Source organism: Hymenobacter rigui, from assembly GCF_003944715.1.
Taxonomy (GTDB): domain Bacteria; phylum Bacteroidota; class Bacteroidia; order Cytophagales; family Hymenobacteraceae; genus Hymenobacter; species Hymenobacter rigui.
The window spans coordinates 189,444-210,114 of the sequence record NZ_RWIT01000002.1; the positions used below are offsets into that span (position 1 = coordinate 189,444).

18 protein-coding genes are annotated in these 20,671 nt (G+C 62.2%); 12 read left to right on the forward strand and 6 right to left on the reverse strand.

Annotation, left to right across the window (positions count from 1 at the left end):
* Window positions 1-104 precede the first annotated feature (104 nt).
* Entirely contained in the window at window positions 105-1,592 is a 1,488-nt protein-coding gene (locus EI291_RS04865; protein ID WP_125418596.1) for an efflux transporter outer membrane subunit, read from the forward strand.
* A gap of 266 nt (window positions 1,593-1,858) precedes the next feature.
* Here EI291_RS04865 and EI291_RS04870 read toward each other — a convergent pair whose 3' ends face one another.
* Entirely contained in the window at window positions 1,859-4,291 is a 2,433-nt protein-coding gene (locus EI291_RS04870; RefSeq protein ID WP_125418598.1) for a zinc-dependent metalloprotease, read from the reverse strand.
* Between the two features lie 190 nt (window positions 4,292-4,481).
* Here EI291_RS04870 and EI291_RS04875 point away from each other — a divergent pair, with 190 nt between their 5' ends.
* From EI291_RS04875 to EI291_RS04885, 3 genes are all read left to right on the forward strand, one after another.
* A complete protein-coding gene (locus EI291_RS04875) occupies window positions 4,482-6,275 on the forward strand; it encodes a S41 family peptidase (RefSeq protein ID WP_125418599.1) in 1,794 nt (597 codons plus the stop codon).
* A 121-nt stretch (window positions 6,276-6,396) separates the two neighbouring features.
* Window positions 6,397-7,260 carry an aldo/keto reductase gene (locus EI291_RS04880; protein ID WP_125418601.1) on the forward strand — a complete coding sequence of 288 codons (864 nt, stop codon included), beginning with the start codon at window positions 6,397-6,399 and terminating at the stop codon, window positions 7,258-7,260.
* A gap of 86 nt (window positions 7,261-7,346) precedes the next feature.
* Window positions 7,347-7,778 carry a DUF1810 domain-containing protein gene (locus EI291_RS04885; RefSeq protein ID WP_125418603.1) on the forward strand — a complete coding sequence of 144 codons (432 nt, stop codon included), beginning with the start codon at window positions 7,347-7,349 and terminating at the stop codon, window positions 7,776-7,778.
* A gap of 148 nt (window positions 7,779-7,926) precedes the next feature.
* Here EI291_RS04885 and mgrA read toward each other — a convergent pair whose 3' ends face one another.
* Entirely contained in the window at window positions 7,927-8,916 is a 990-nt protein-coding gene (mgrA, locus tag EI291_RS04890; protein WP_125418605.1) for an L-glyceraldehyde 3-phosphate reductase, read from the reverse strand.
* A gap of 230 nt (window positions 8,917-9,146) precedes the next feature.
* On the opposite strand from mgrA, the gene EI291_RS04895 reads away from it, so the two are divergent.
* The 5 genes from EI291_RS04895 to EI291_RS04915 all read left to right on the forward strand — a co-directional run bounded on the left by EI291_RS04895 (window position 9,147) and on the right by EI291_RS04915 (window position 12,683).
* Entirely contained in the window at window positions 9,147-10,016 is an 870-nt protein-coding gene (locus EI291_RS04895) for an AraC family transcriptional regulator (RefSeq protein ID WP_125418607.1), read from the forward strand.
* Window positions 10,017-10,337: 321 nt separating this feature from the next.
* Window positions 10,338-11,198, forward strand: a complete 861-nt coding sequence (locus tag EI291_RS04900) for an SDR family oxidoreductase (RefSeq protein ID WP_125418609.1) — start codon at window positions 10,338-10,340, stop codon at window positions 11,196-11,198.
* Between the two features lie 129 nt (window positions 11,199-11,327).
* Complete coding sequence (locus EI291_RS04905) at window positions 11,328-11,642, forward strand: hypothetical protein (protein ID WP_125418611.1); 315 nt, start codon at window positions 11,328-11,330, stop codon at window positions 11,640-11,642.
* A gap of 26 nt (window positions 11,643-11,668) precedes the next feature.
* Window positions 11,669-12,037 carry a VOC family protein gene (locus tag EI291_RS04910; protein ID WP_125418613.1) on the forward strand — a complete coding sequence of 123 codons (369 nt, stop codon included), beginning with the start codon at window positions 11,669-11,671 and terminating at the stop codon, window positions 12,035-12,037.
* A gap of 163 nt (window positions 12,038-12,200) precedes the next feature.
* Window positions 12,201-12,683, forward strand: coding sequence for a cupin domain-containing protein (locus EI291_RS04915; protein ID WP_125418615.1), 483 nt, complete (start codon window positions 12,201-12,203; stop codon window positions 12,681-12,683).
* A gap of 321 nt (window positions 12,684-13,004) precedes the next feature.
* Here EI291_RS04915 and EI291_RS04920 read toward each other — a convergent pair whose 3' ends face one another.
* On the reverse strand, window positions 13,005-13,925 hold the full coding sequence (locus EI291_RS04920; RefSeq protein WP_125418617.1) for an alpha/beta fold hydrolase: 921 nt from the start codon (window positions 13,923-13,925) through the stop codon (window positions 13,005-13,007).
* Between the two features lie 327 nt (window positions 13,926-14,252).
* On the opposite strand from EI291_RS04920, the gene EI291_RS04925 reads away from it, so the two are divergent.
* The 3 genes from EI291_RS04925 (at window position 14,253) to EI291_RS04935 (ending at window position 17,530) form a co-directional block, all read left to right on the forward strand.
* Complete coding sequence (locus tag EI291_RS04925; protein ID WP_125418619.1) at window positions 14,253-14,795, forward strand: hypothetical protein; 543 nt, start codon at window positions 14,253-14,255, stop codon at window positions 14,793-14,795.
* Window positions 14,796-14,893: 98 nt separating this feature from the next.
* On the forward strand, window positions 14,894-16,873 hold the full coding sequence (locus tag EI291_RS04930; protein ID WP_125418621.1) for an AAA domain-containing protein: 1,980 nt from the start codon (window positions 14,894-14,896) through the stop codon (window positions 16,871-16,873).
* Between the two features lie 141 nt (window positions 16,874-17,014).
* Window positions 17,015-17,530: an FKBP-type peptidyl-prolyl cis-trans isomerase gene (locus EI291_RS04935; RefSeq protein ID WP_125418623.1), complete on the forward strand. Its 516-nt coding sequence runs from the start codon at window positions 17,015-17,017 to the stop codon at window positions 17,528-17,530.
* A gap of 124 nt (window positions 17,531-17,654) precedes the next feature.
* Here the strand turns inward: EI291_RS04935 and EI291_RS04940 are convergent, their stop codons facing one another.
* The 3 genes from EI291_RS04940 to EI291_RS04950 all read right to left on the reverse strand — a co-directional run bounded on the left by EI291_RS04940 (window position 17,655) and on the right by EI291_RS04950 (window position 20,648).
* On the reverse strand, window positions 17,655-18,716 hold the full coding sequence (locus EI291_RS04940; protein ID WP_125418625.1) for an aldo/keto reductase: 1,062 nt from the start codon (window positions 18,714-18,716) through the stop codon (window positions 17,655-17,657).
* 123 nt (window positions 18,717-18,839) lie between these two features.
* Window positions 18,840-19,751 carry a helix-turn-helix domain-containing protein gene (locus tag EI291_RS04945; protein WP_125418627.1) on the reverse strand — a complete coding sequence of 304 codons (912 nt, stop codon included), beginning with the start codon at window positions 19,749-19,751 and terminating at the stop codon, window positions 18,840-18,842.
* Window positions 19,752-19,769: 18 nt separating this feature from the next.
* Window positions 19,770-20,648: an alpha/beta hydrolase family protein gene (locus EI291_RS04950; protein ID WP_125418629.1), complete on the reverse strand. Its 879-nt coding sequence runs from the start codon at window positions 20,646-20,648 to the stop codon at window positions 19,770-19,772.
* Window positions 20,649-20,671: the final 23 nt, after the last annotated feature.

Sequence of the window (20,671 nt, forward strand, 5' to 3'; positions counted from 1 at the left end):
GCCCGACAAACGCAAGTCGTACCTACGCCCATCAACCACCCCTAGCCCCTCCTTTCCAAGGAGGGGAACTAACTCTAGCTTTTAGCTCTAGCCTTGCTAGCCCCATGACCTTACCCAACCCAATACGCTCCCTCACCCGCCGCACGCTGCCGGCATTGGCCGCCCTGGCTTTGGCTACGGGCTGCCGGGTGGCCGCGCCCACCGTGCAGCCCGCCGCGGCCACCATGCCGGCCGCCTTCCCCGCCACGGCCGCTACCACCGACTCCGCTTCCGTGGCCGACCAATCTTGGCGGCAGTTTTTCGGGGACCGGAACCTGGTGGGCCTGCTCGATACGGCCCTGCAGGCCAATCCCGATGTGCGCACGGCCATCCAGCGCATCGAAATTGCCCGGGCCAACCTGCAGGTGCAGCGCGGGGCGTTGCTGCCTACCGTGAACGGGGTAGCCAGCGCCGGCGTGGAGAAGTTCGGCGACTACACCCTCAACGGCATCGGCAACTACGACACCAACCTCTCGCCCAACGTGGAGGGCCGACAGCGCATCCCCAACCCCACGCCCGACTTCTTCCTGGGCCTGCGCAGCTCCTGGGAAATTGACCTCTGGGGCAAGCTGCGCCAGCGCCGGCAGGCAGCCTATATGCGCCTGCTGGCCTCCGAAAAAGGCCGTCATCTGGTAGAAACGGCCCTGGTGGCCGAGGTGGCCCGGCTGTACTACAACCTGCTGGGGCTGGACAACGAGCTGGCCGTACTCACCAAAAACCAGCGCCTGCAGGAGCGCGCCCTGGAAATTGTGAAGGTGCAGAAGCAGGCCGGCCGGGCCAACGAGCTGGCCGTGCAGCAGTTCACGGCCCAGCTGCTGCGCACCCGCAGCCTGGAAGCCGAAACCCGGCAGCGCATTGCCGCCTCCGAAAACGAGCTGAACCGCCTGCTGGGCCGCTACCCCCAGCACATTGCCCGGGGCCTGCCCATTCTGCAGCAGCCGCTGCCCACCCAGGTGCAGGCCGGCCTGCCCGCCACCATGCTCCTGCGCCGCCCCGATGTGCAGCAGGCCGAGCTGCAGCTGGTGGCGGCCCGCGCCGATGTATCGGCCGCCCGGGCGGCATTTCTGCCCTCGCTCACGCTCACCCCGTTCGTGGGCGTGAATGCCTACCGGGCCTCGGTGCTGTTCAACACGCCCGGCTCGTTGGCCTACGGCCTCCTCGCAGGCTTGAGCGCGCCCCTGCTCAACCGCAACGGCCTCCAGGCCGACCTGCGCCGCTCGGCCGCCGAGCAGAAGATTGCCTACAACGACTACCAGAAAGCCGTGCAAACCGGCTTCGAGGAAGTGAGCACCAGCCTGCGCGGCATTGGCAACTACCAGCGCATGTTTGAGCTGCAGCAGCAGGAAGTAGCCGCCCTTAACAAAGCCGTCAGCGTATCCGACGACCTATACAAGGCCAACTACGCCTCCTACCTGGAAGTGGTAACCGCCCAGCGCAGCGTGCTGGAAGCCGAGCTGAACCTGACCCAAACCCGCCGCCAGCAGTTCCTGCTCCTCATCGACCTCTACCGCGCCCTGGGCGGTGGCTGGACACCGACTGCGGCGGCGGAGTAACAAGGTATGTTAAAACAGAAAAGCGGTGTCACTGCTGGAGTGGCGCCGCTTTTCTGTTTAGTATGAACAGTTTCCCAGAACGTCATTCCGAGCGAAGCCGAGGAATCTCGCGTGCTGATGTTGTTGCTTGAAGAACCTCATTTCGAGCGAATCCGAAGCATTTCTACAGCTTCGTCGGATTACCAGCACAACGTCAGTACGCGAGATTCCTCGACTTCGCTCGGAATGACGTTCTATTGCTAGCCTGCGAATTTCCCTTGTCACCCTTACCACGTCCCACAGTCATTCGAGCCGATAGGGGCACCGTCGGGCATGGGGAGGGCGGGCGCGGGCTGGAATTTCTCGGGGTTGTCCTCGAACTGCCGGATGGTGCGCAGGGCGGCCAGGGCAGTGGCCCGGCGGCCTTCCTCCTTGGCCTTCTGCTCTTTTTGAAGCTGCTTTTTCAGGTCTTCTACCTTCAGGGCAGCCAGGGCTTTCACGCCGACCGGAGCCTGGGGCGCGGCGGCCAAAGCCAGCAGCTTTTGCAGCGTGAGCATCTGCACGAGGCGCTGCAGCTCGCCGGGGTAGCCGGTTTCGGGCCGGGCCTCCCAGGTAGCGGCCAGCAGCTTATCCAGCACCGCCCCGAGGCCGGGCTGCTCGGCGTGGCGGGCGTGGTATTCCTCCAAACGCGCCGCCCGCTGCGGATTCAGCAGAAACTCCAGCGTAGTAGCCGCCGCCGATTCGGCCGCGCCCAGCGGGTCGAAGGTGAGGCCGGTGCGAGCGGGGAAGGTTTCGCGGCTGCGGCCGTAGTTCACGGGGCGCGGCGGAATCTTCAGCAAGAGCTCTTCCGACAAAGCCAGTTCCCAGGGCGAAATCGTGCGCAGCAGCGCGTCGAAGGCCTTCCACTGCTCGGCGGGCTCTACCAGCCGGGTGATGGTCTGGCCGTCGCCCTTCACGGCGTAGGTGTAGTAGAGGCCGCCCAGCTCCTTGGAGGCCGCCTCTACCTGGTAGCGCTGCAGCAGGTACATGGGCACCAGCACTTCTTCCAGCATGGCCATGGGTTGGCCGGGGGCCAGGGCCTTTTCTGAGAAGCGGGCCAATAGTTGGCGGCGCACGTCCAGGAGGCGGTTCAGCTCGGCGGCGGCGTTGGGGCCGTCGTCCCAGAGGTGGGCTGTGGGGTGGGCTCCGCCGGCGGCCCGGGCGTCGGCATCGGAAATAAATACGTAGCCCTCGGCCAGCGTCTGCTTCATCACCGCGTCCAGAGCGGCCTTTTCATCGGCCTGGGGCCCGAAATCCTGGTAGCCGTAGAGGATGGCGCGCTTGTCCCAGCTGCCAATGCCAACGGCGTAGGCCTCGCTCAAATCAATACTGCCGTCGGGGCGCATCGTAATGCGGGGCATGGGGTAGTCCATCACCGACGACCGGTCCCGGGTGCTGGCCGAGTAGTTGTGGTAGAGGCCCAGGGTGTGGCCCACCTCGTGGGCAGCCAACTGGCGCAGGCGGGCCACACCCATCTGCAGCATATCGGGCGGGGTGGGCTTACCATCTTCGTAAGGCTGCAGCAACCCCTCAGCAATCAGGAAATCCTGGCGCACCCTGAGCGAGCCCAGCGACACCTGTCCCTTGATGATTTCGCCGGTGCGCGGGTCCACAATGCTCGCCCCGTACGACCAGCCCCGGGTGGAGCGGTGCACCCACTGAATGAGGTTGTAGCGGATATCCATGGGGTCGGCGTCCTCAGGCAGCAGCTTCACCTGGAAGGCGTTGCGGTAGCCGGCCGCCTCAAAGGCCTGGTTCCACCACGCGGCCCCTTCCAGTAGGGCCGAGCGCACGGGCTCGGGCGCGCCCCGGTCGAGGTAGTACACAATGGGCTCCACGGCTTCACTCTGGTTCGCCGTGGGGTCTTTCTTTACGAGCCGGTGCCGCACCAGCTGCCGCTTTAGAATAGGCTGGTCGATGGGCGTGGCATAGTCCATGTACTCGTTGGCGTAGTAGCCGGCCCGGGGGTCGAAGGCCCGGGGCTTGTAGCCCGCATCGGGCAGCTGAATAAACGAGTGGTGCATGTGCACCGTCACGGCGTTCGGGTCGGGCGTCACCGACTGGATTTCGCGGCCTTTGGCCTTGCCGGTGAGGGTGATGATGGCCTCAAACTCGGAGTTCTGGGGGAAGCCCTTGGTGTTGGGCAGAAACACCGCCGAGCGGCTTTCTTCGGCCTTATAGCTGCCTTGTTTCAGGTCTTCCAGCTTATCACTGATCTGGTGCGAATCACGGAGCAGAAACGGCGTGAGGTCTACCAACACCCGGTTGCCTTCCTGGGCCTCAGCCTTGAACCCCCAGATAACCGACTGCGCAAACGCCTGCTCCACCGATTTACGTTCCTCGGGGTTCGGGCTCACGGCCCGGTAGTCGTAGTTGGGCTGCAGCAGCAAAATCTTGGGCCCACTCTTTACAAACTTCACGATGCGCGTCTGCCCGATCTGGCCCCGGTCGAGGCCCAGATCATTGGAACCCACGCCCTGGGGCAGGCTGCTCACGTAGAGGATTTCCTGATCGAGCTTGTCGATTTCCAGCAGAATACGCCCACCTTTCTCGTCCCAGTAAAACGGAAAGTAACCCGGAAACTTCTGGAGTCCCTTGGTTTTTTCGGCCAGGGTTTGGGCCGAAGCCAGGGGCGCACTCAGCAGGAAGCCGCCAAGCAGTAGAGAGTAGAGTTTTTTCACGCGGAAAGGAAAAAGATAAAGTCGTGGTGGTAAGGTAGAAATGGAAGTCGGGAGTTGGACACCAACGGGCGGGTTTTCTCGCCCCCCGTGACGCGGATATTTCCATTATACAAGGCGGGTCTGCAGCCGCAACTTGCAACCCCCAGCCGGGCACCGGGCTCTTTCCAAGTGCTTACCCTACCCCATTTCCGTGAATTTTCTGCGCTCTGGCGTACTCCTGCTGCTGGCCCTACCATTGGCTTCCAGCGCTTTACCGACCCCACTCACCGCCCGCGAAACCCGCAACCTCACGGCCCTTACCAAGCTGGTGGGTAACGTGAAGTATTTCTACCCCAACCGCCACACGGCCCACCTGAGTTGGGAAACGGTGCTCGTGCGCAGCATTCCGGCCGTGCGCCGCGCCCGCACCGATGCCGCCCTGGCCCGCACGCTTGATAGTCTGCTGCGGCCCCTGGCTCCGGAAATCCGGCTGCTGCTGCCCGGCTCTCCCGCGGCACCTGCTGGCCCAGCGACAACAAACGCCGGGTCCTATTACTTCCGGGAGCACCATAGTCTGGGCCAGGATAAAACCGGGCTGCCGGTGGCCCGGCTGATGCTGAAGCTGGCGGGCATTCCGTACGCCAGCACCATTCGGGCAGCTACACGGGCGGTAGCCGACAGCCTGTTTCCGAACGGGCAGCGCCGCTATACCGCCGAGCTTACCGACTCCGTGCGGCTGGCGTTACCGCTGGTGCTCCCGGCAGCGCAGTATCGGCAGCGGCTGGTGTACCGGCCGGGGCGGCGGGTACGGCGGTTATCGGCCACTACGGCGGAGCAGCGGCTGGCCACGGTAATCCTGACCTGGAACATCATCCAGCATTTTTACCCGTACCGCGCGGTGCTGGAGCAAGTCCGGTGGGAAGCGGCGCTACCCGTGGCGCTTCAACAAGCTGCCCAGGCCACTACCGAAGCCGAGCTACTCGCCGCTTGCCGCACGATGCTGGCCCATTTGCCCGACCGGCACGTGGCTATCGGCCCCAAAACCCGCACCGGCCTGCGCATCGTGGACCCACCGTGGGCGCTGCAGCTGGCGTTAGTTGAAGGCCAGGTAGTGCTGCGGCAGGTGCCGGCGGCACTGCAGCCAACGGTAGCGCGCGGCAGCATCCTCACGCACGTAAACGGCCGGCCGGTAGGCAATCTGCTCGACACGCTGCAAACCAGAATACCAGCCACTTTCCCGGCCGTGGCGCGGCAGCTGGCCGCCGAGCAACTGCTCACCAATCTCGCAACCAGAGCCCCGGCGGCCAGCTTTACTTTCCGCGACTCCCTGGGCCGCAGCACTGATATTCGGTGGACCCTTCAGCAGCTACGGGGCAGCCTGTACAACCAGGCCCCACCCGTGCGGGAGCTGGCACCGGGACTGGTGTACCTGGATGCCACCCGCCTGCGCTACTCCGATTTTCAGCGGGTACTGCCGCAGCTGCAGTCCGCCCAGGGCCTGATAATTGACCTGCGCCAGCGCCCACACTACGACCTGCTGCGCATTCTGCCCCACTTCAGCCGGCAGCCCCTGCTTACGGATAGCCTGACCATGCCGGTGCTGCGCCAGCCAGCTTTCAATCAGGCTGAGTTTGCGGGAGAGAAATCAGACCGAAAGATGCCGCAGCTGCCGTTTATTGCGGCCCCAAAGGTATTCCTGGTGGGCCCGCACACCTACAGCTACGGCGAAACCGTGGCGGAGGTGGTGCGGCGGCACCGGCTCGGGGCGCTGCTGGGCCAGCCCACCGGCGGCACCAACGGGGAAATGAATTTTGCGGCCATCGGGCGCGCCTACCTGCTGAGCTGGACCGGGCGACGGGTGGTGAGCCGGAGCGGCTCCTACCAGGGCAAGGGCATTACGCCGGATGAAGTGGTAACTCCCACGCTGCGCCAGGTAGCTACCGGCCAGGATGCCGACGTACAACGAGCCACAGAGTTGCTGCGGAAAACCCAACCGGCTAATTGAGTTTTGCAGTCGGCAGGTGCGAATGAACGGAGGAGCTTGTGACTTTTACCGGCTTCAGCAGTTATCTACCACGGCTATTTTCACTAGCGCGTGCGTACTTTATCCATTCACACTCCCTTCCATGACGAACAACACCACCTCTCCCGCTAACACCTTCACGCTGGGCAATGACCTGACCGTTAACCGCATGGGCTACGGCGCCATGCGCATTACCGGCGACGGTATCTGGGGCCCGCCCCGCGACCATGCCGAAGCCATCCGGGTGCTGCGGCGCGCCGTGGAGCTGGGCATCAACTTCATCGATACGGCCGACAGCTACGGCCCGAACGTGTCAGAGGAGCTGATTGCCGAGGCCCTGCACCCCTACCCGGCCGGGCTGGTGATTGGCACCAAAGGCGGATTGCTGCGCACCGGCCCCAACCAGTGGCCCATTGATGCCAGCCCCAAACACCTGCGCGAAGCCCTGGAAGGCAGCCTGAAACGGCTGAAACTGGAGCAGATTGACCTCTACCAGCTCCACCGTATCGATCCGAACGTACCGTTCGAGCAGACGCTGGAGTTCCTGCAGCAGGCCCGACAGCAGGGCAAAATCAAGCACATCGGCCTCTCGGAAGTAACCGTGGAGCAGATTCAGCAGGCTCAGCAAGCGGTGCCGGTGGTATCGGTGCAGAACATGTACAGCGTGGACAACCGCAAGTGGGAAGCCGAGCTGACCTACTGTGAGCAGAACGGCCTGGCCTTTATTCCGTGGTACCCACTGGCCGGCGGCAACCAGGAGGCGTTGAGCAAACTCGCCGAAATTGGTCAGCGGCACGAGGCCAGCCCCCAGCAGGTTGCCCTGGCCTGGCTGCTACACCGCTCCCCCAACATCCTCCTCATTCCGGGCACCTCCAAAGTGAAGCACCTGGAAGAAAACGTGCAGGCCGCCGCCATTCAGCTTTCTGCTGAGGACATGGCGGCCCTGGACAAGCTGGGCGACGCGTAAACGACCTCCACGTTTCCAATCAACCGTCATTCCGAGCGAAGCCGAGGAATGACGGTCAAGTATGAATGCCCTAACCTGCCAGCACCATGCCCCAACAGCCCAACCTCCAACGCTTCCTCGACGCCCAGCAGCGCGACTACGCCACGGCCCTCTCGGAAATTCGGGGCGGCCGGAAGCGCAGCCACTGGATGTGGTACATTTTCCCGCAGGTGCAAGGGCTGGGCCACAGCGAAACGGCCCGGTTTTACGCCATCCAAGACCAGCAAGAGGCTGAGGCCTATCTGAAACACCCGGTACTGGGGCCACGCCTGCGAGAAATCAGTGAGGCGCTGCTGACGCTAGAAAGCAACGACGCCACCCGCATCATGGGCAGCCCCGACGACGTGAAGCTCCGGTCCAGCATGACGCTGTTTGCCGTGCTGGAAGGTGCTGACCCGGTTTTTCAACGGGTGCTGGATAAGTATTTCGGCAGCGAACCGGACGAGAAAACGCTGCAGATTCTGCGACAGAACCTGTAGCGTGGCGGCCAGGACTTATTACATTACTGCCCGTCATGCTGAGCTTGTCGAAGCATCTCTACCGCTTCGTTGAAGCAGTGCAGGCGAAGCGGTAGAGATGCTTCGACAAGCTCAGCATGACGGGCTTTTATAAAGCCGGCTTCCTCGTTTACCCCAACACCGCCTCAATCCGGGCCAGCTCCTCGGGGCTGAACTGCAGGTTTTCCAGGCAGCGCAGGGAGTCGGTGAGCTGCTCGGGCTTGCTGGCCCCGATGAGCACGGAGGTGATTCGCTCGTCGCGCAGAATCCAACTGAGGGCCAGCTGGGCCAGGCTTTGGTTGCGCTCCTGGGCTAGGTCGTTGAGCTGGCGGATTTGGGTGAGGCGGGCTTCGGTCAGCTGGTTTTCGGTGAGAAAACCCACGCCCTTGGCTACGCGCGAATCGTCGGGTATGCCGTGCAGGTATTTGTTGGTGAGCAAGCCCTGAGCCAGGGGCGAAAACGGGATGCAGCCCACGCCTTCCTGGCCCAGCAGATCCAGCAAACCGTTTTCCGGGCCGCGCTCAAACATCGAGTATTTGGGCTGGTGAATCAGGCAGGGCGTGCCCAGCTCACGCAGGATGCGGATGGCCTCGGCCGCCTCCTGGGGCGCGTAGTTGCTGATGCCCACGTACAGGGCCTTGCCCTGGCGCACCACGTGGTCGAGGGCGGCCATGGTTTCTTCCAAGGGCGTTTCGGAGTCGGGGCGGTGCGAGTAGAAGATGTCCACGTAGTCCAGCTTCATGCGACGCAGGCTCTGGTCGAGGCTGGAGACGAGGTATTTGCGGGAGCCCCATTCGCCGTAGGGCCCCTCCCACATGTGGTAGCCGGCCTTGGTGGAAATAACCAGCTCGTCGCGGTAGCCGCGGAAATCTTCTTTCAGAATACGGCCGAAGTTGGTTTCGGCCGAGCCGGGCGGCGGGCCGTAGTTATTGGCCAGGTCGAAATGAGTGACGCCCGAGTCGAAGGCCCGGTGCAGGATGGCGCGGAAGTTATGCAGCACATCCACGTCGCCGAAGTTGTGCCAGAGGCCGAGCGACACGGCCGGCAGTTTCAGGCCGCTGCGGCCGCAGCGGCGGTAGGGCATGTCGGCGTAGCGGCTGGGGCTGGGTTGGTAGGGCATGAGCGGAGTTGGTTGGATTGGGGTAGCAAGTACGCAGAAACCCGGAAAGTGTACGCGCCACTACCGCCGTTTTCGCGAAGGAACCAGTAGTATTACACCTAAGCATCCGCTTGTCATTCCGAGCTTGCCGAGGAATCTCGCGTGCTGACGTCAGGATTGCTACCACAACGTCAGCACGCGAGATTCCTCGGCAAGCTCGGAATGACGTTCTATTTCAACAGCCCGCCTTCATGCCCCACCTGATTCCGACCTACCGGCTGCAGCACTTTTCCCGCCCCGATGAGGAGCCGGCGGATGCGTTTTTCATGGACGAGCACACCCACACGGCCGGGCCGCCCCTGGGGGTGCCGTACCGGGGCAACTACTATAAAATCGGGATTTGCCTGCGCGGCACCGCAACGCTGAAGGCTAATCTGGAAACGTACTGCATCCAGCCCGGCAGCCTGATGCTCATCACGCCGCACATCATCAAAGAGTGGACAAGCTTCTCGCCTGACCACGACAGCCTGTCGGTTTTCTTCACGCCCGAGTTCATCACCACCCGCAACCACATTCCAATCGACAACTTTCAGTTTCTGGAAAGCGCCACCCGGCACGTGCTGCCCCTAGCGGCAGCGGAAGCGGCCAGCATCACGGCCTCCATGCGCCTGCTGCAGCAGAAGTTTCAGGCTCCGCACCCCTACCGCAACCAGGTCATCAAAAGTCTGATCAACAGCCTGCTCTATGAGGTGGTGGGCCTCTACGACCAGCAGCATGCGGCGCTGCAGGCTACCCAAACCCGCAGCCAGCTGCTTACCGCCGAGTTCAAGCTTCTGGTAAACGCGCACGGCACCACCGCGCGCAGCGTGAAGTTCTACGCCGACCGCCTCTGCATCACGCCCAAGCACCTCACCGACACCCTGAAGCAGACCACCGGCAAAACCGCCGGCGAGTGGATTGAGGAAGCCGTGATGCTGGAAGCCAAGGCCCTGCTGCAGCACGGGCAGCTCTCCGTGGCCCAGGTAGCCGACCTGCTGCACTTCCCCGATCAATCCGCGTTCAGCCGCTTCTTCCGCAACAGCCTCGGCCTCTCACCTACGGCGTACAAGCAGGCAGGGTAGGCTTTAGAGGATATAGGAACGTCATGCTGAGCTTGTCGAAGCATCTCTCCCGCTTCGTTGGATTACCATGGCAACGAAGCGGGAGAGATGCTTCGACTTCGCTCAGCATGACGTTCTGAATAGTGGCAGCCGTTGCTACTGACACTTATCCGCCTCACCTTCCCGCCTTTTTGCCCAACCTTCCCGCCCTTTCGCTCTGGCAGCGGGCGTGGGGGCGGGCCACCTTTGCAGCACCCGCTTCCGGTCGGAGCTGGAACAGCTGAATCAGGCAATTGCCGGCCGGCGCGGATCGTATTTCTCTTCCCTATTTTCCCTTTTCGTATGATTCTGATAACGGGTGCAACCGGCCACATTGGGTTGGCGGTAATAGAGCGGCTGCTGCAGCTGATTGACCCCGGCCATGTGGCCGGGCTGGTGCGCGACGAAGCCAAAGCCGCCGGCCTGCAGGCGCGGGGCGTGCACATCCGCGTGGGCGACTACCGCGACCCGGCCTCCCTGAACCGGGCCATGCAGGGCATCAGCAAAGTGCTGCTGGTTTCCGGCGGTGGCGACGACGACGGCCTGCAGCAGCATTGCAACGTAGTGGATGCCGCCAAAAAAGCCGGCGTAGCGTGCCTGGCCTACACCAGTCGCGCCCTGCAAAACCCCGCCACGCTGGTCAACCAGCTCATGGAGCGCCACTTCCAGACGGAGGACTACATCCGGGCCAGCGGGGTGCCGTACGTGCTGTTCCGCAACATTCTGTACCTGGACACGATGCCGCAGTTTGTGGGTCCGCAGGTGTTTGAGCGGGGCATTCAGCTGCCCGCCGGCCAGGGCCGGGTGGCCTTTGCGCTCCGCCAGGATATGGGCGAGGCCATTGCCAACGTGCTGGCCGACAGCCGCTGCGACAACCGCATCTTCACCTTCACCGGCAGCACCACCTATTCCTTCGCCGATGTAGCCGCGGCCCTGAGCGAGCTGTCCGGGAAGCCTGTGGCCTACACGCCCATCGAGCAGTCCGCCTTCGAAGCCCGGCTGCAGGCGCAGGGCCTGCCCGAAGTAGCCATCCGGCGCATCACCGGCTTCCTCACCGACATCAAAAACGGCCAGGAATCCACCGTCAGCCCCGAACTGGCCGATGTACTGGGCCGCCCGCCCACGCCACTGAAAGAAGGCCTGAAAGCTATTTTCAAGCTGTAAACGGCTGTTTTTCGTCAGCAACGCCCGGCCGAAACGTCGGGCGTTGCTGTTGGTGGTTTAGCGAACCGTACATCGGCCCGCCAAACCGCTGGATGAGGGCGTTGCGCTATTTTTACCGTCCTTCAGTCCATGCCAACCATTACGCTCGCTTCACCCGTCAGATTTCAGTACGCCAACCGCGTGGCGGCCAGTCTGCTCCTGCTCAGCAACTGCTATTTCCTTACGCTGGGTTTCCTAACCATCCGCTCCGGAGGTGGCCCAATGGGTTATGGGTTACTAGTGCTGCCTTTTCTGTTGGCTGCTTACAGCTTTCTTATGCCGGCGGCGCTGGCTTTTACCCGGAAGTGGCGCGGCAGCCTTCCCTTGTTCGTGCTCAACCTGATCGGGCTGCTGTACAGTATGTGTCTGCTGTATTTTTTACTTTTCGCGTCGGGCCTGCAGTAACCGCCTGTTCTCAATAGACCTTCCTTATGGAGCAAAAAATCCGTTCCCTCCGCCCCTTCATTGGGGCCAAAGACTATGCCGAGTCGCGCCGCTTCTACCAGGCCTGGGGCTTCACAGAGGTGGTGTTGTCGCCGGCCATGTCATTATTTACCCTTGCGGGCGTGAGCTTCTACCTGCAGGACTATTACGCAGCCGAGTGGGTAGACAATACCATGCTATTCCTGGAAATGGAAGACGTGGAGCAGTACTGGCCACAGCTGGAGGCGCTGGACCTGCCCGGGCAGTTTCCGGGCGTGCGGGTGCTGCCCATCCGGCAGGAGGCCTGGGGCCGGGAAGGCTTCGTGCACGACCCCTCCGGCGTGCTCTGGCACATCGGCGAGTTCAACAAGAGCTGAGCGTGAACCTACCAGAACGTCATGCAGAGCCGAAGGCGAAGCATCTCGCTCGGCTGACGTTGCAATAGTAACCTAACATCAGCACGCGAGATGCTTCGCCTCCGGCTCTGCATGACATTTACCACTTTCTGAACAACTCCCTCCCAAACTCACCTATAACCCTATGACCGCCCAGGAAATCATCCGGCACCTGCAGCTGCTGCCCCACCCCGAGGGTGGCTACTACCGGGAAACCTACCGCTCCGATGCCACCCTCCCCACTGCCGAGGGCCACACCCGCAGCGTGAGCACGGCCATTTATTACCTGCTCGAAAACGAGGATAAGTCGCACTTCCACCGCATCAAGTCCGATGAGCTGTGGTTTTTCCACCAGGGGCAGGCGCTGGAAATCGTCCTGCTCGCGCCCGGCCAGCCCATTCGCCTCACCCTCGGCCCCGACTTTGCCGCCGGCGAGCTACCGCAGGCCGTTATTCCGGCGGGCGTATGGTTTGCAGCCCAGGTCAAGCACCGCCCTGGCTTTGCGTTGGTGAGCTGCACCGTGGCCCCCGGCTTCGATTTCGCCGATTTCGAGCTGGCCGAGCGGGAAACGCTGCTACGGGAGTTTCCGCAGGCTGCGGACGTGGTGGAGCGGTTTACGAAGGCTTGATGCTTTGTTAATTACCTGAACTCTTCGTATTTCCCAATGCTCCTTATACCAGCGTGCGGACCTACAATGCTGCCCGCACCTTGAGCCACACCGACAACAGTTGTCCGTTCACGGAAGACGCTGAGGTATCGGCTGGCCCGGAAGTCGCGGCAGCTGCTATAGAACGCGGCGGCTACTGAAGCCCCTGAAGTAGCTTCGATTCTGGCCGATGGTTTCATTCTGCTACTACTGTAAATGTAAACAAGCAGGCACTGCCTCGGCGGCAATACCTGCTTGTTTGTGGATACATGGTGCGCGGCCTCGCTGGCGGCGCTTTGCCGGCTATTTACCGCGCTTCATCAGCGCCCAGCCCCCCATAATGCCCAGCACCAGCGCCGCGGCTACGGCAGCTTTCGGTACGGCCGGGCGCGGCTGCGGGGCAAGCTTGCGGGCAATGTCCTGGTCGCGGAAGGGCTGGCGGCGCAGGGTGGACAGAATCAGGCGGGCGGCTTCGGCAGGCTGGTCCCACTGGGGGAAGTGGCCACAGTGCTCGAACCAGTAGAGACGGGCGTCGGGGAACTTGGCCAGGGCCCGGCGGGCCTGGGTGGGCAGGCACACCCGGTCGTGGCGGCCCCAGCCGATGACCAGCGGGGCCGTAATACTGCCGGCCGGAGCGGCCTGTTGCACCTCGCCATGGGCCAGCGTGTCGAGCAGCTCGCCGAACACGGGTGTGTGGGCAAAGCTGTACATCTCATCTTGGGCCTGGTCACCATTCACGGCCCAGGGGCGGGCCGAAAACTGCGTCAGCAGCGCCGTACGGCACACTGCTGAGTGCATCAACGCCGGCATTACGGGCTGCAAAGCGCCCACCAGCTTCTGCGACACGGCTACGGAGTGGTAGAAAAATGGCACCTCCCAGCCTTCCCAAAACCCACCGGGGTCAAGGGAAACCACGGCCCCGAGTACGCCGCCGCGCCGGGCCAGTTCCAGCACCAGCCGGGCTCCCATTGAACTGCCGACGGCATCAATGCCCAGCAGGTCGTGCTCGGTGAGAAAAGCCGTGAGGGCATCGGCCAGGGTGCCGATGGTATGCTCGCCGGGTAGCCGGGGCGATGCACCGTGGCCGGGTAAGTCAACGGCAATAACATCGTGCTCGGCGGCCAGCGTATCGAAGATGGTATTCCAGGAGCGCCAGCTGCCGCCGATGCCGTGAACCAGTAGCAGGGCCGGGCCAGTGCCGCGCCGGATGTAGTGCAATGCCATAAAAAAAGGGGAAAGGGAAAAGCGTGGTTAGTGCATACGGCCCACCCCACCCCGAGTTAGCGGCAGTACGATATATATCTGCTACGCGGTACTAGTTTGACTGTGCAACTACAGGCAGAATACGTACCATTCGGCATCTGCAGCCTCCGAAACAGTTCCCCGGGCGGACGGCTGCGCCGTCGGACCGGGATACCGTTCCAGAAGCCGCTGTATCTTCCTGCAGAAATCCGTTCAGTTAATGCGGCGCTTCAGATGGTCTGAAACGTGATGAGCTTGTCGAAGCATCTCTACGCCTCACATCCTATCAATGTGACACTTCTTAGCCCTATGAAACTATTTCTCCTCGTTATCATGGTCCTGACGCCACTATTCGGCAAAGGCCAGACCGCCGTACCCGCCCTCGATGAGCTGTACGCAGAAGCCTATTCTCACATCAGGGCTGACACCGTATTTCAGCAGCATCTGGGACCGGAACGCTGCGTGGCGGTATTCGACAGCCTAATATATCAAAGCCCGACGAGCTTTTCAGAAATTCTGGCAAAGCGCTGGGGCTATATTGGTTACGGAAAAATGAGCCGCTTATTAGATTCGTTGAACACACTGGATAAGCTGGGTTACCACAAGCCCTATTTCTCGAGCCAAGTAGCGCGCCTCACTCCTGTTTCCGGTGCGGCGAAAGGCTGTATGGTCATCCTGTTTTCGCGCGTGAACAATGGAATGTTACTGGCGGAAGTCAGTGACAATCAGGAAGGCGGCCCGGGCGTCCGCAACGTACTTTCCACGTTTGATCAGTCCATTCACTACCTGTTTCTGTTGGGGGCCGATGGTAAAATTGAACGGTACCATACGCAATTCATCAGCTACAACTAACCCGGCTGGTGTCAAGCGATTCCCAAAATCCTCCCGACCTTCGGCCACCTTTTCCCCGTTTTCGTTGTTACCAACGATTCGCACAAGACCTCAACCCGTTGGCTGAACAACCTACCTATACCGACCCGTACGCGCTGGAAAAAGAGTTGCGTAAGGTGCAGGCCCTCATGAAGCTCGAGCAGCAGGAGGACCTCGAACAATTCAAAATCAAGAGCGCCCAGGCAACCGTTGCCGAGCGCCAGAAGCGGGGCCTCACCTGGTACCCGGTCAAAATAACGTCGGAAGACATTGGCTTCGGCGGCAAGCTCGTTATTGAGCTGGAACGCCAGGGCGGCGGCGGGCTGCACCTGTTTCAGGTGGGCAAAAACGCCGCATTGTTCGGCAATATTCCCGGCCGCTCGGGCTCCGACCGGCCTACGCTCTCGGGCGTGATTACCAGCGTCAAGCGCAATAAAATCCTGCTGGCCACCACCAAGGAAGACCTGCCCGACTGGGTGGAGGAAGGCAAGCTGGGCGTGGACCTGACCTTTGACGAGGTGAGCTACCGCGAGATGGAGTACGCCCTGGGCAAGGTGATGGGCGCTTACGGCACCCGCCTGGCCGAGCTGCGCGACGTGCTGCTAGGGGCCAAACCGGCCCGCTATAAGCCAGAATCCGAAGCCACGCTTTACTACCCCTCGCCCCTGAACGAAAGCCAGCTGGCGGCCGTGCACCACGTGCTGGCGGCCCAGGACGTGGCCATCATCCACGGCCCGCCCGGCACCGGCAAAACCACCACCTTGGTGCAGGCCATTCTGGAAACCATCCGGCGGGAGCGGCGGGTGCTGGTGTGCGCCCCCAGCAACACGGCCGTGGATTTGCTGACGGAAAAGCTGGCCGAGCGCGGCGTGAACGTCATCCGGATGGGCAACCCCTCCCGCGTGTCGGATTTGCTGCTGCAGCACACGCTGGATGCCCAGATTATGAACCACAAAAGCTACGCCGAGCTGCGCAGCATGCGCCAGACGGCCGAGCAGTACCGCGAGGAAGCCGGCAAGTTCAAGCGCCACTTCGGCTGGGAAGAGCGGGAGCAGCGCCGCCAGCTCAAGCAGCAGGCCCACGATTTGCTGCAGGAGTCGGACCAGCTGGAGCGCTACATCACGGAGGACCTGCTGGAGCAGGTGCAGGTGATTACCTGCACGCTGGTGGGCGCCAGTAACCGGGCCATCCGCCACCTCACCTACGAAACCGTGTTTATTGATGAGGCTGCCCAGGCCCTGGAGCCGGGCTGCTGGATTCCCATCAGCAAGGCCAACCGCGTGGTGCTGGCCGGCGACCATCAGCAGCTGCCGCCCACCGTGAAAAGCGAGAAGGCCGCCGCCCAGGGCCTGCGCGAAACGCTGTTCGAGAAGTGCATCCGGCGCCAGCCCGACACGGCCCGCATGCTGGAAGTGCAGTACCGCATGCACGAGCAGATTATGGAGTTCAGCTCGGAGCAATTCTACGAAGGCCGCCTGAAAGCCGCGCCCAGCGTGGCCCACGCCGATTTGCCCGCCTACGACCTGCGTTTCGCTCCGGATATGGCGGTGGAGTTTCTGGATACGGCCGGCTTTGGCTTTCAGGAGCTTACCATTGAGGAAAGCCGCTCCACGGCCAACCCCGAGGAGGCCGACCTGCTGCTGAAGCGGCTGGCCCAGCTGCTGGAACCCTACGACCAGGCCGACCACACCGACGACCTACTGACCATCGGCGTAATTGCCCCCTATCGCGCCCAGATCAATTACCTCAAGGACGCCGTGGAGGACAACGACGAGCTGGTGGGCCTGCTGGAGCACCGCATGCTCAGCATCGGCACCGTCGATTCGTTTCAGGGCCAGGAGCGGGACATTATTGCCATCAGCCTCACCCGCTCCAACCCCCAGGGTGAAATCGGCTTTCTGTCGGATGTGCGCCGCATGAACGTGGGCATGACCCGGGCCCGGCGCAAGCTCCTGCTCGTGGGCGACTCCAGCACCCTGGGCGGCCACCCATTCTACAAAGCCTTCCTGGATTACGTGGAAAGCATCGGGGCCTACCGCACGGCCTGGGAGTTACAGTGAGGTATCGGTTGCCCGTTGCCAGAACGATACTGACAACAGGTAACTGGCAACGGGTAACTGACAATTACCGGCCAATTCCGTAATTAGCCACTCAATTCATTTCCCAACCCAGCCCGGACCAGCAGCGTCCATCCTACCCCCATGACTCAAATCAGCGAAAACAAAGTCGTTACCATCACCTACGATCTGAGCGTAACCGACGAAAACCAGGAGAAAGTATTGGTGGAATCGGCCGAGGAAGATGCGCCGATGGTGTTCCTGTTCGGCATGAGCGGCCTGCCCGACGAATTTGAGCGCCAGCTCAGCGGCAAGCAGCCCGGCGACTCGTTCACCTTTTCGCTCACTCCCGAGCAGGCTTACGGCGACTACGACCAGCAGGCCGTGGTAGAAATTCCCAAAAACGTCTTTGAAATCGACGGTCAGATTGACGAGGAAATGCTGCAGGTGGGCAACTTCCTGCCCATGGCTGACAACCAGGGCCACCACATGCAGGGCAAAGTGGTGGAAATTGGCGACTCAGCCGTGAAAATGGACTTCAACCACCCCCTGGCCGGCATGGTAATGCACTTCGACGGTAAAGTGGCCGACGTGCGCGAAGCCACCCGTGAGGAACTCGACCACGGCCACGTACACGGCGAAGGCGGCCACCAGCACTAGGTTTCCAACTTTCCGAAAACAGCAGAGCGACTCGTCAGGGTCGCTCTGTTTGTTTTTAAACCGATAATGAACGTCATGCTTCGCTTCGCTCTGCATGACGTTCAATGTCACCTAAAGAAACACCTTACTGCCAGCCCTGCACCGACGTTCCGCCGAAAATGCCTTTGCGAATGGCTGGGGTGAAGATGCCGTAGGGGAAAACCGGCGTTGGGGCGCTGGCTTCGTTGAGCCGTTGCAGGTGCGCGGGCGTCAGGTGCAGATTGAGGGCGGCGAGGTTATCCTGTAGCTGCGTAAGCTTGCTGGCTCCCAGAATGACGGAGCTGATGCCGGGCTGGGCCAGCACCCAGGCCAGAGCCACTTGGGCGGCGGGCCGGTCCAGCTCCCGGGCCACGTCCTGCAGCACCGCCAGAATCTGCCAGTTACGCTCGGTAAACTTGCTGTCCTGAAATGGATTGGGGCCGCTGAGGCGGCCTTCGCCGGCAGCTTTGGCACCGGAGCCCGTAGCACGCTGGTATTTGCCGGCCAGAAACCCGGCGGCCAGGGGACTCCAGGGCGTGATGCCCAGTCCGCACTCCCAGGCGGCGGGCACATGCTCGTGCTCAATATTGCGCTCCACCAGTGAGTATTCCAGCTGCAGGGCAATGGGCCCGGGCACGTGATGGGCGGCGGCCAGCGTGGCGGCTTTGGTGGCGTACCAGGCCGGCACATCGGAAAAGGCGAAGTAGCGGATTTTGCCCGCCCGCACCAGGTCGCTGAGGGTTTGGAGCACTTCCTCCACCGGCGTCACCATATCCCACACGTGCAGCCAGTACAGGTCCACGTAGTCGGTCTGGAGACGGCGCAGGGAAGATTCCAGGGCCTGCTGGATGTTTTTGCGGCCATTGCCACCGCCGTGCGGGTTGCCGGCCTCGCCGCTGTGGAAGGCGAATTTAGTGGCCAGCACCAGTTGGTCGCGGAGGCTGCTGCTGGCGGTGTACTGGCCCACCAGTTCCTCGCTGCGGCCCTTGGCGTATACGTTGGCCGTATCAATGAAATTGCCGCCAGCTTCCACGTATGCCTGAAAAATGGCCTTTGATTCTTCATCCGAAGAGCCCCAGCGCGGGGTGCCAAACGTCATGGTGCCCAAAGCCATGGGGCTCACCACCAGCCCGGAGCGGCCCAGCGTACGATATTCGGTCAGGTTCATAAGCGAAGAAGATTAGTGATGCAGAAAAAGAACGTCATGCTTCGACAAGCGGACGCCAGATGAAGCATGACGTTCTATTAGCATGACGGTCGGCATTGAAGTTCAGTAGTACCCTACCCGCTGCTACTGCCCCGACAGCCGGAAAGCGGCCGGAGTGAGGCCGGTTTTGCTTTTGAACAGGCGGGTGAAATACTGCGGGTACTCGAAGCCCAGCTGGTAGGCGGTTTCGTTGATGGACTGGGAAGTACCGAGCAGCAGCACTTTGGCCTTCTCGATAAGCACCTGGTGGATGTGCTGCTGGGTGTTCTGGCCGGTGAGGGTGCGCAGCATGTCGCTGAGGTAGGCCGGCGACACGTGCAGGGCATCGGCGAAGTACTGCACGGTGGGCAGCGGCTGTTCCTTCTCCTCGGCAAAATACCCGCGCAGCAATTCCTCGAAGCGCGTAAGCAGGTCGTGCTCGGCGGGACGGCGGGTATGGAACTGCCGGTGGTAAAAGCGGTTGGCGTAATTCAGCAGCACATCCAGCTGGGCCACCAGCACATCCTGGCTGAAGGCATCAATGGGCTGGGCATGCTCCCGCCGTAGCACGTCCACCACGCTCTCCAGCATCTGTTCCTCCCGCTCCGAGAGATGCAGGGCCTCATGCACTTGGTACGAAAAAAACCCGTAGCCGGCAATTTTGCGGCCCAGCGGGTACTTGTGCAGCAAATCGGGGTGAAATACCAGCATCCAGCCGCTCAGCTCCGACACGTCGATGGACTCGTTGTTTTCGCAGAGCTGCCCGGGCGCATAAAACGCCAGCACGCCCTCATTAAAGTCGTAGGCGCGGTGGCCGTATTGAATCCGGCCTTGCAGATTCTTTTTCAAGGCAATGATGTAGAGCTGCCGCAAAGCCGGCCCCACTACCGGCGGGTGGCGGTGCTGCGCCAGGTCGATAACCGTAAGCAGCGGGTGCGCCGGGGCCGGAAACCCGAAATGGTCGGTGAAGTCACTGACCGAAGCCAGCAGGCGAAATGGCGGGGTGGCAGGTTTCATGGATAGATAACAGCTACATCAGGTGGTTTGCCGGATGAATGCCAGAATTTCGGGATACAACTCCTCGTGAAACCGGCTGCGGCTGAACCCGGGCGGGTCCTGAGACGGTAGAAAGGCCGAACTGGTGCGCGCCGCCGGAAACGGACTGAGAAAGGAAAAATGGCCCGCGTTTTCGACTATCCGATACGTTACCTGAGCGGCATCGGGCACCCCGCGCAACACGGTTTCCACGTGCTGGGGTGGGATAAATTCGTCCTGCTCCCCGGCCAGCAGCAATACCGGCAGGCGCATTTGCGCTAATGCCCCCGCTACGCCAAACCACGGCACGGCCGGCGCCAGCAGCACCAGGGCCTTCACCCGGGTATCGGCCGGAGGCACCAGAATGGGCCGGGGCGGCGCGGTATCAGGTTCCCGGGAAACCGACCAGGGCTGCCCGCCGGCCGCGGCCAGCACCGTGTACCCGCCCAGGGAGTGGCCAATCAGCACTGCGCCGTCGGGTTTCAAGGCCGGAGCCAGGCGCGCATTCTGCAGTATGGAATCAAGCGCCAGCTGCAGGTGGCGCGGGCGGGCCATGAGGTTTTGTGGGGTGTGGGCCCACGTGTCGTCGGAGCGGTTGTTATGCGGATGCTCGGGCAGGGCCACCACCACGCCGTGCCGGGCCAGGTAGTGCGCCAGGTTGCGGTGGGTGAGCCCCGAGCCGCCGGTACCGTGCGAAATCAGCACCACCGGCCACCGCCCGACGCGCACGGGCGCATTCAGTGCAACCTCCAGCTCGTACGGGCCCAGCGGGTGCAGGCGGCCGGGCTCGTCGGTGGGGTACAGAATGGCCAGCGGGAAGGTCAGTCCCAGTTCCGGGTCGGCCACTTCTGCCGCGCAATAGCCTACAAAATCAGGCATAGTAGTCAGGGGTTGAAGTCCGA

Bases quoted from the DNA above. Each gene is read 5' to 3' on its own strand.
- EI291_RS04915 (WP_125418615.1), top strand. From the start codon at position 12,201: ATGACCGCCCAGGAAATCATCCGGCACCTGCAGCTGCTGCCCCACCCC.
- EI291_RS04945 (WP_125418627.1), bottom strand. From the start codon at position 19,751: ATGAAACCTGCCACCCCGCCATTTCGCCTGCTGGCTTCGGTCAGTGAC.
- mgrA (WP_125418605.1), bottom strand. From the start codon at position 8,916: ATGCCCTACCAACCCAGCCCCAGCCGCTACGCCGACATGCCCTACCGC.
- EI291_RS04895 (WP_125418607.1), top strand. From the start codon at position 9,147: ATGCCCCACCTGATTCCGACCTACCGGCTGCAGCACTTTTCCCGCCCC.
- EI291_RS04935 (WP_125418623.1), top strand. From the start codon at position 17,015: ATGACTCAAATCAGCGAAAACAAAGTCGTTACCATCACCTACGATCTG.
- EI291_RS04910 (WP_125418613.1), top strand. From the start codon at position 11,669: ATGGAGCAAAAAATCCGTTCCCTCCGCCCCTTCATTGGGGCCAAAGAC.
- EI291_RS04905 (WP_125418611.1), top strand. From the start codon at position 11,328: ATGCCAACCATTACGCTCGCTTCACCCGTCAGATTTCAGTACGCCAAC.
- EI291_RS04940 (WP_125418625.1), bottom strand. From the start codon at position 18,716: ATGAACCTGACCGAATATCGTACGCTGGGCCGCTCCGGGCTGGTGGTG.
- EI291_RS04920 (WP_125418617.1), bottom strand. From the start codon at position 13,925: ATGGCATTGCACTACATCCGGCGCGGCACTGGCCCGGCCCTGCTACTG.
- EI291_RS04880 (WP_125418601.1), top strand. From the start codon at position 6,397: ATGACGAACAACACCACCTCTCCCGCTAACACCTTCACGCTGGGCAAT.
- EI291_RS04885 (WP_125418603.1), top strand. From the start codon at position 7,347: ATGCCCCAACAGCCCAACCTCCAACGCTTCCTCGACGCCCAGCAGCGC.
- EI291_RS04950 (WP_125418629.1), bottom strand. From the start codon at position 20,648: ATGCCTGATTTTGTAGGCTATTGCGCGGCAGAAGTGGCCGACCCGGAA.
- EI291_RS04925 (WP_125418619.1), top strand. From the start codon at position 14,253: ATGAAACTATTTCTCCTCGTTATCATGGTCCTGACGCCACTATTCGGC.
- EI291_RS04865 (WP_125418596.1), top strand. From the start codon at position 105: ATGACCTTACCCAACCCAATACGCTCCCTCACCCGCCGCACGCTGCCG.
- EI291_RS04900 (WP_125418609.1), top strand. From the start codon at position 10,338: ATGATTCTGATAACGGGTGCAACCGGCCACATTGGGTTGGCGGTAATA.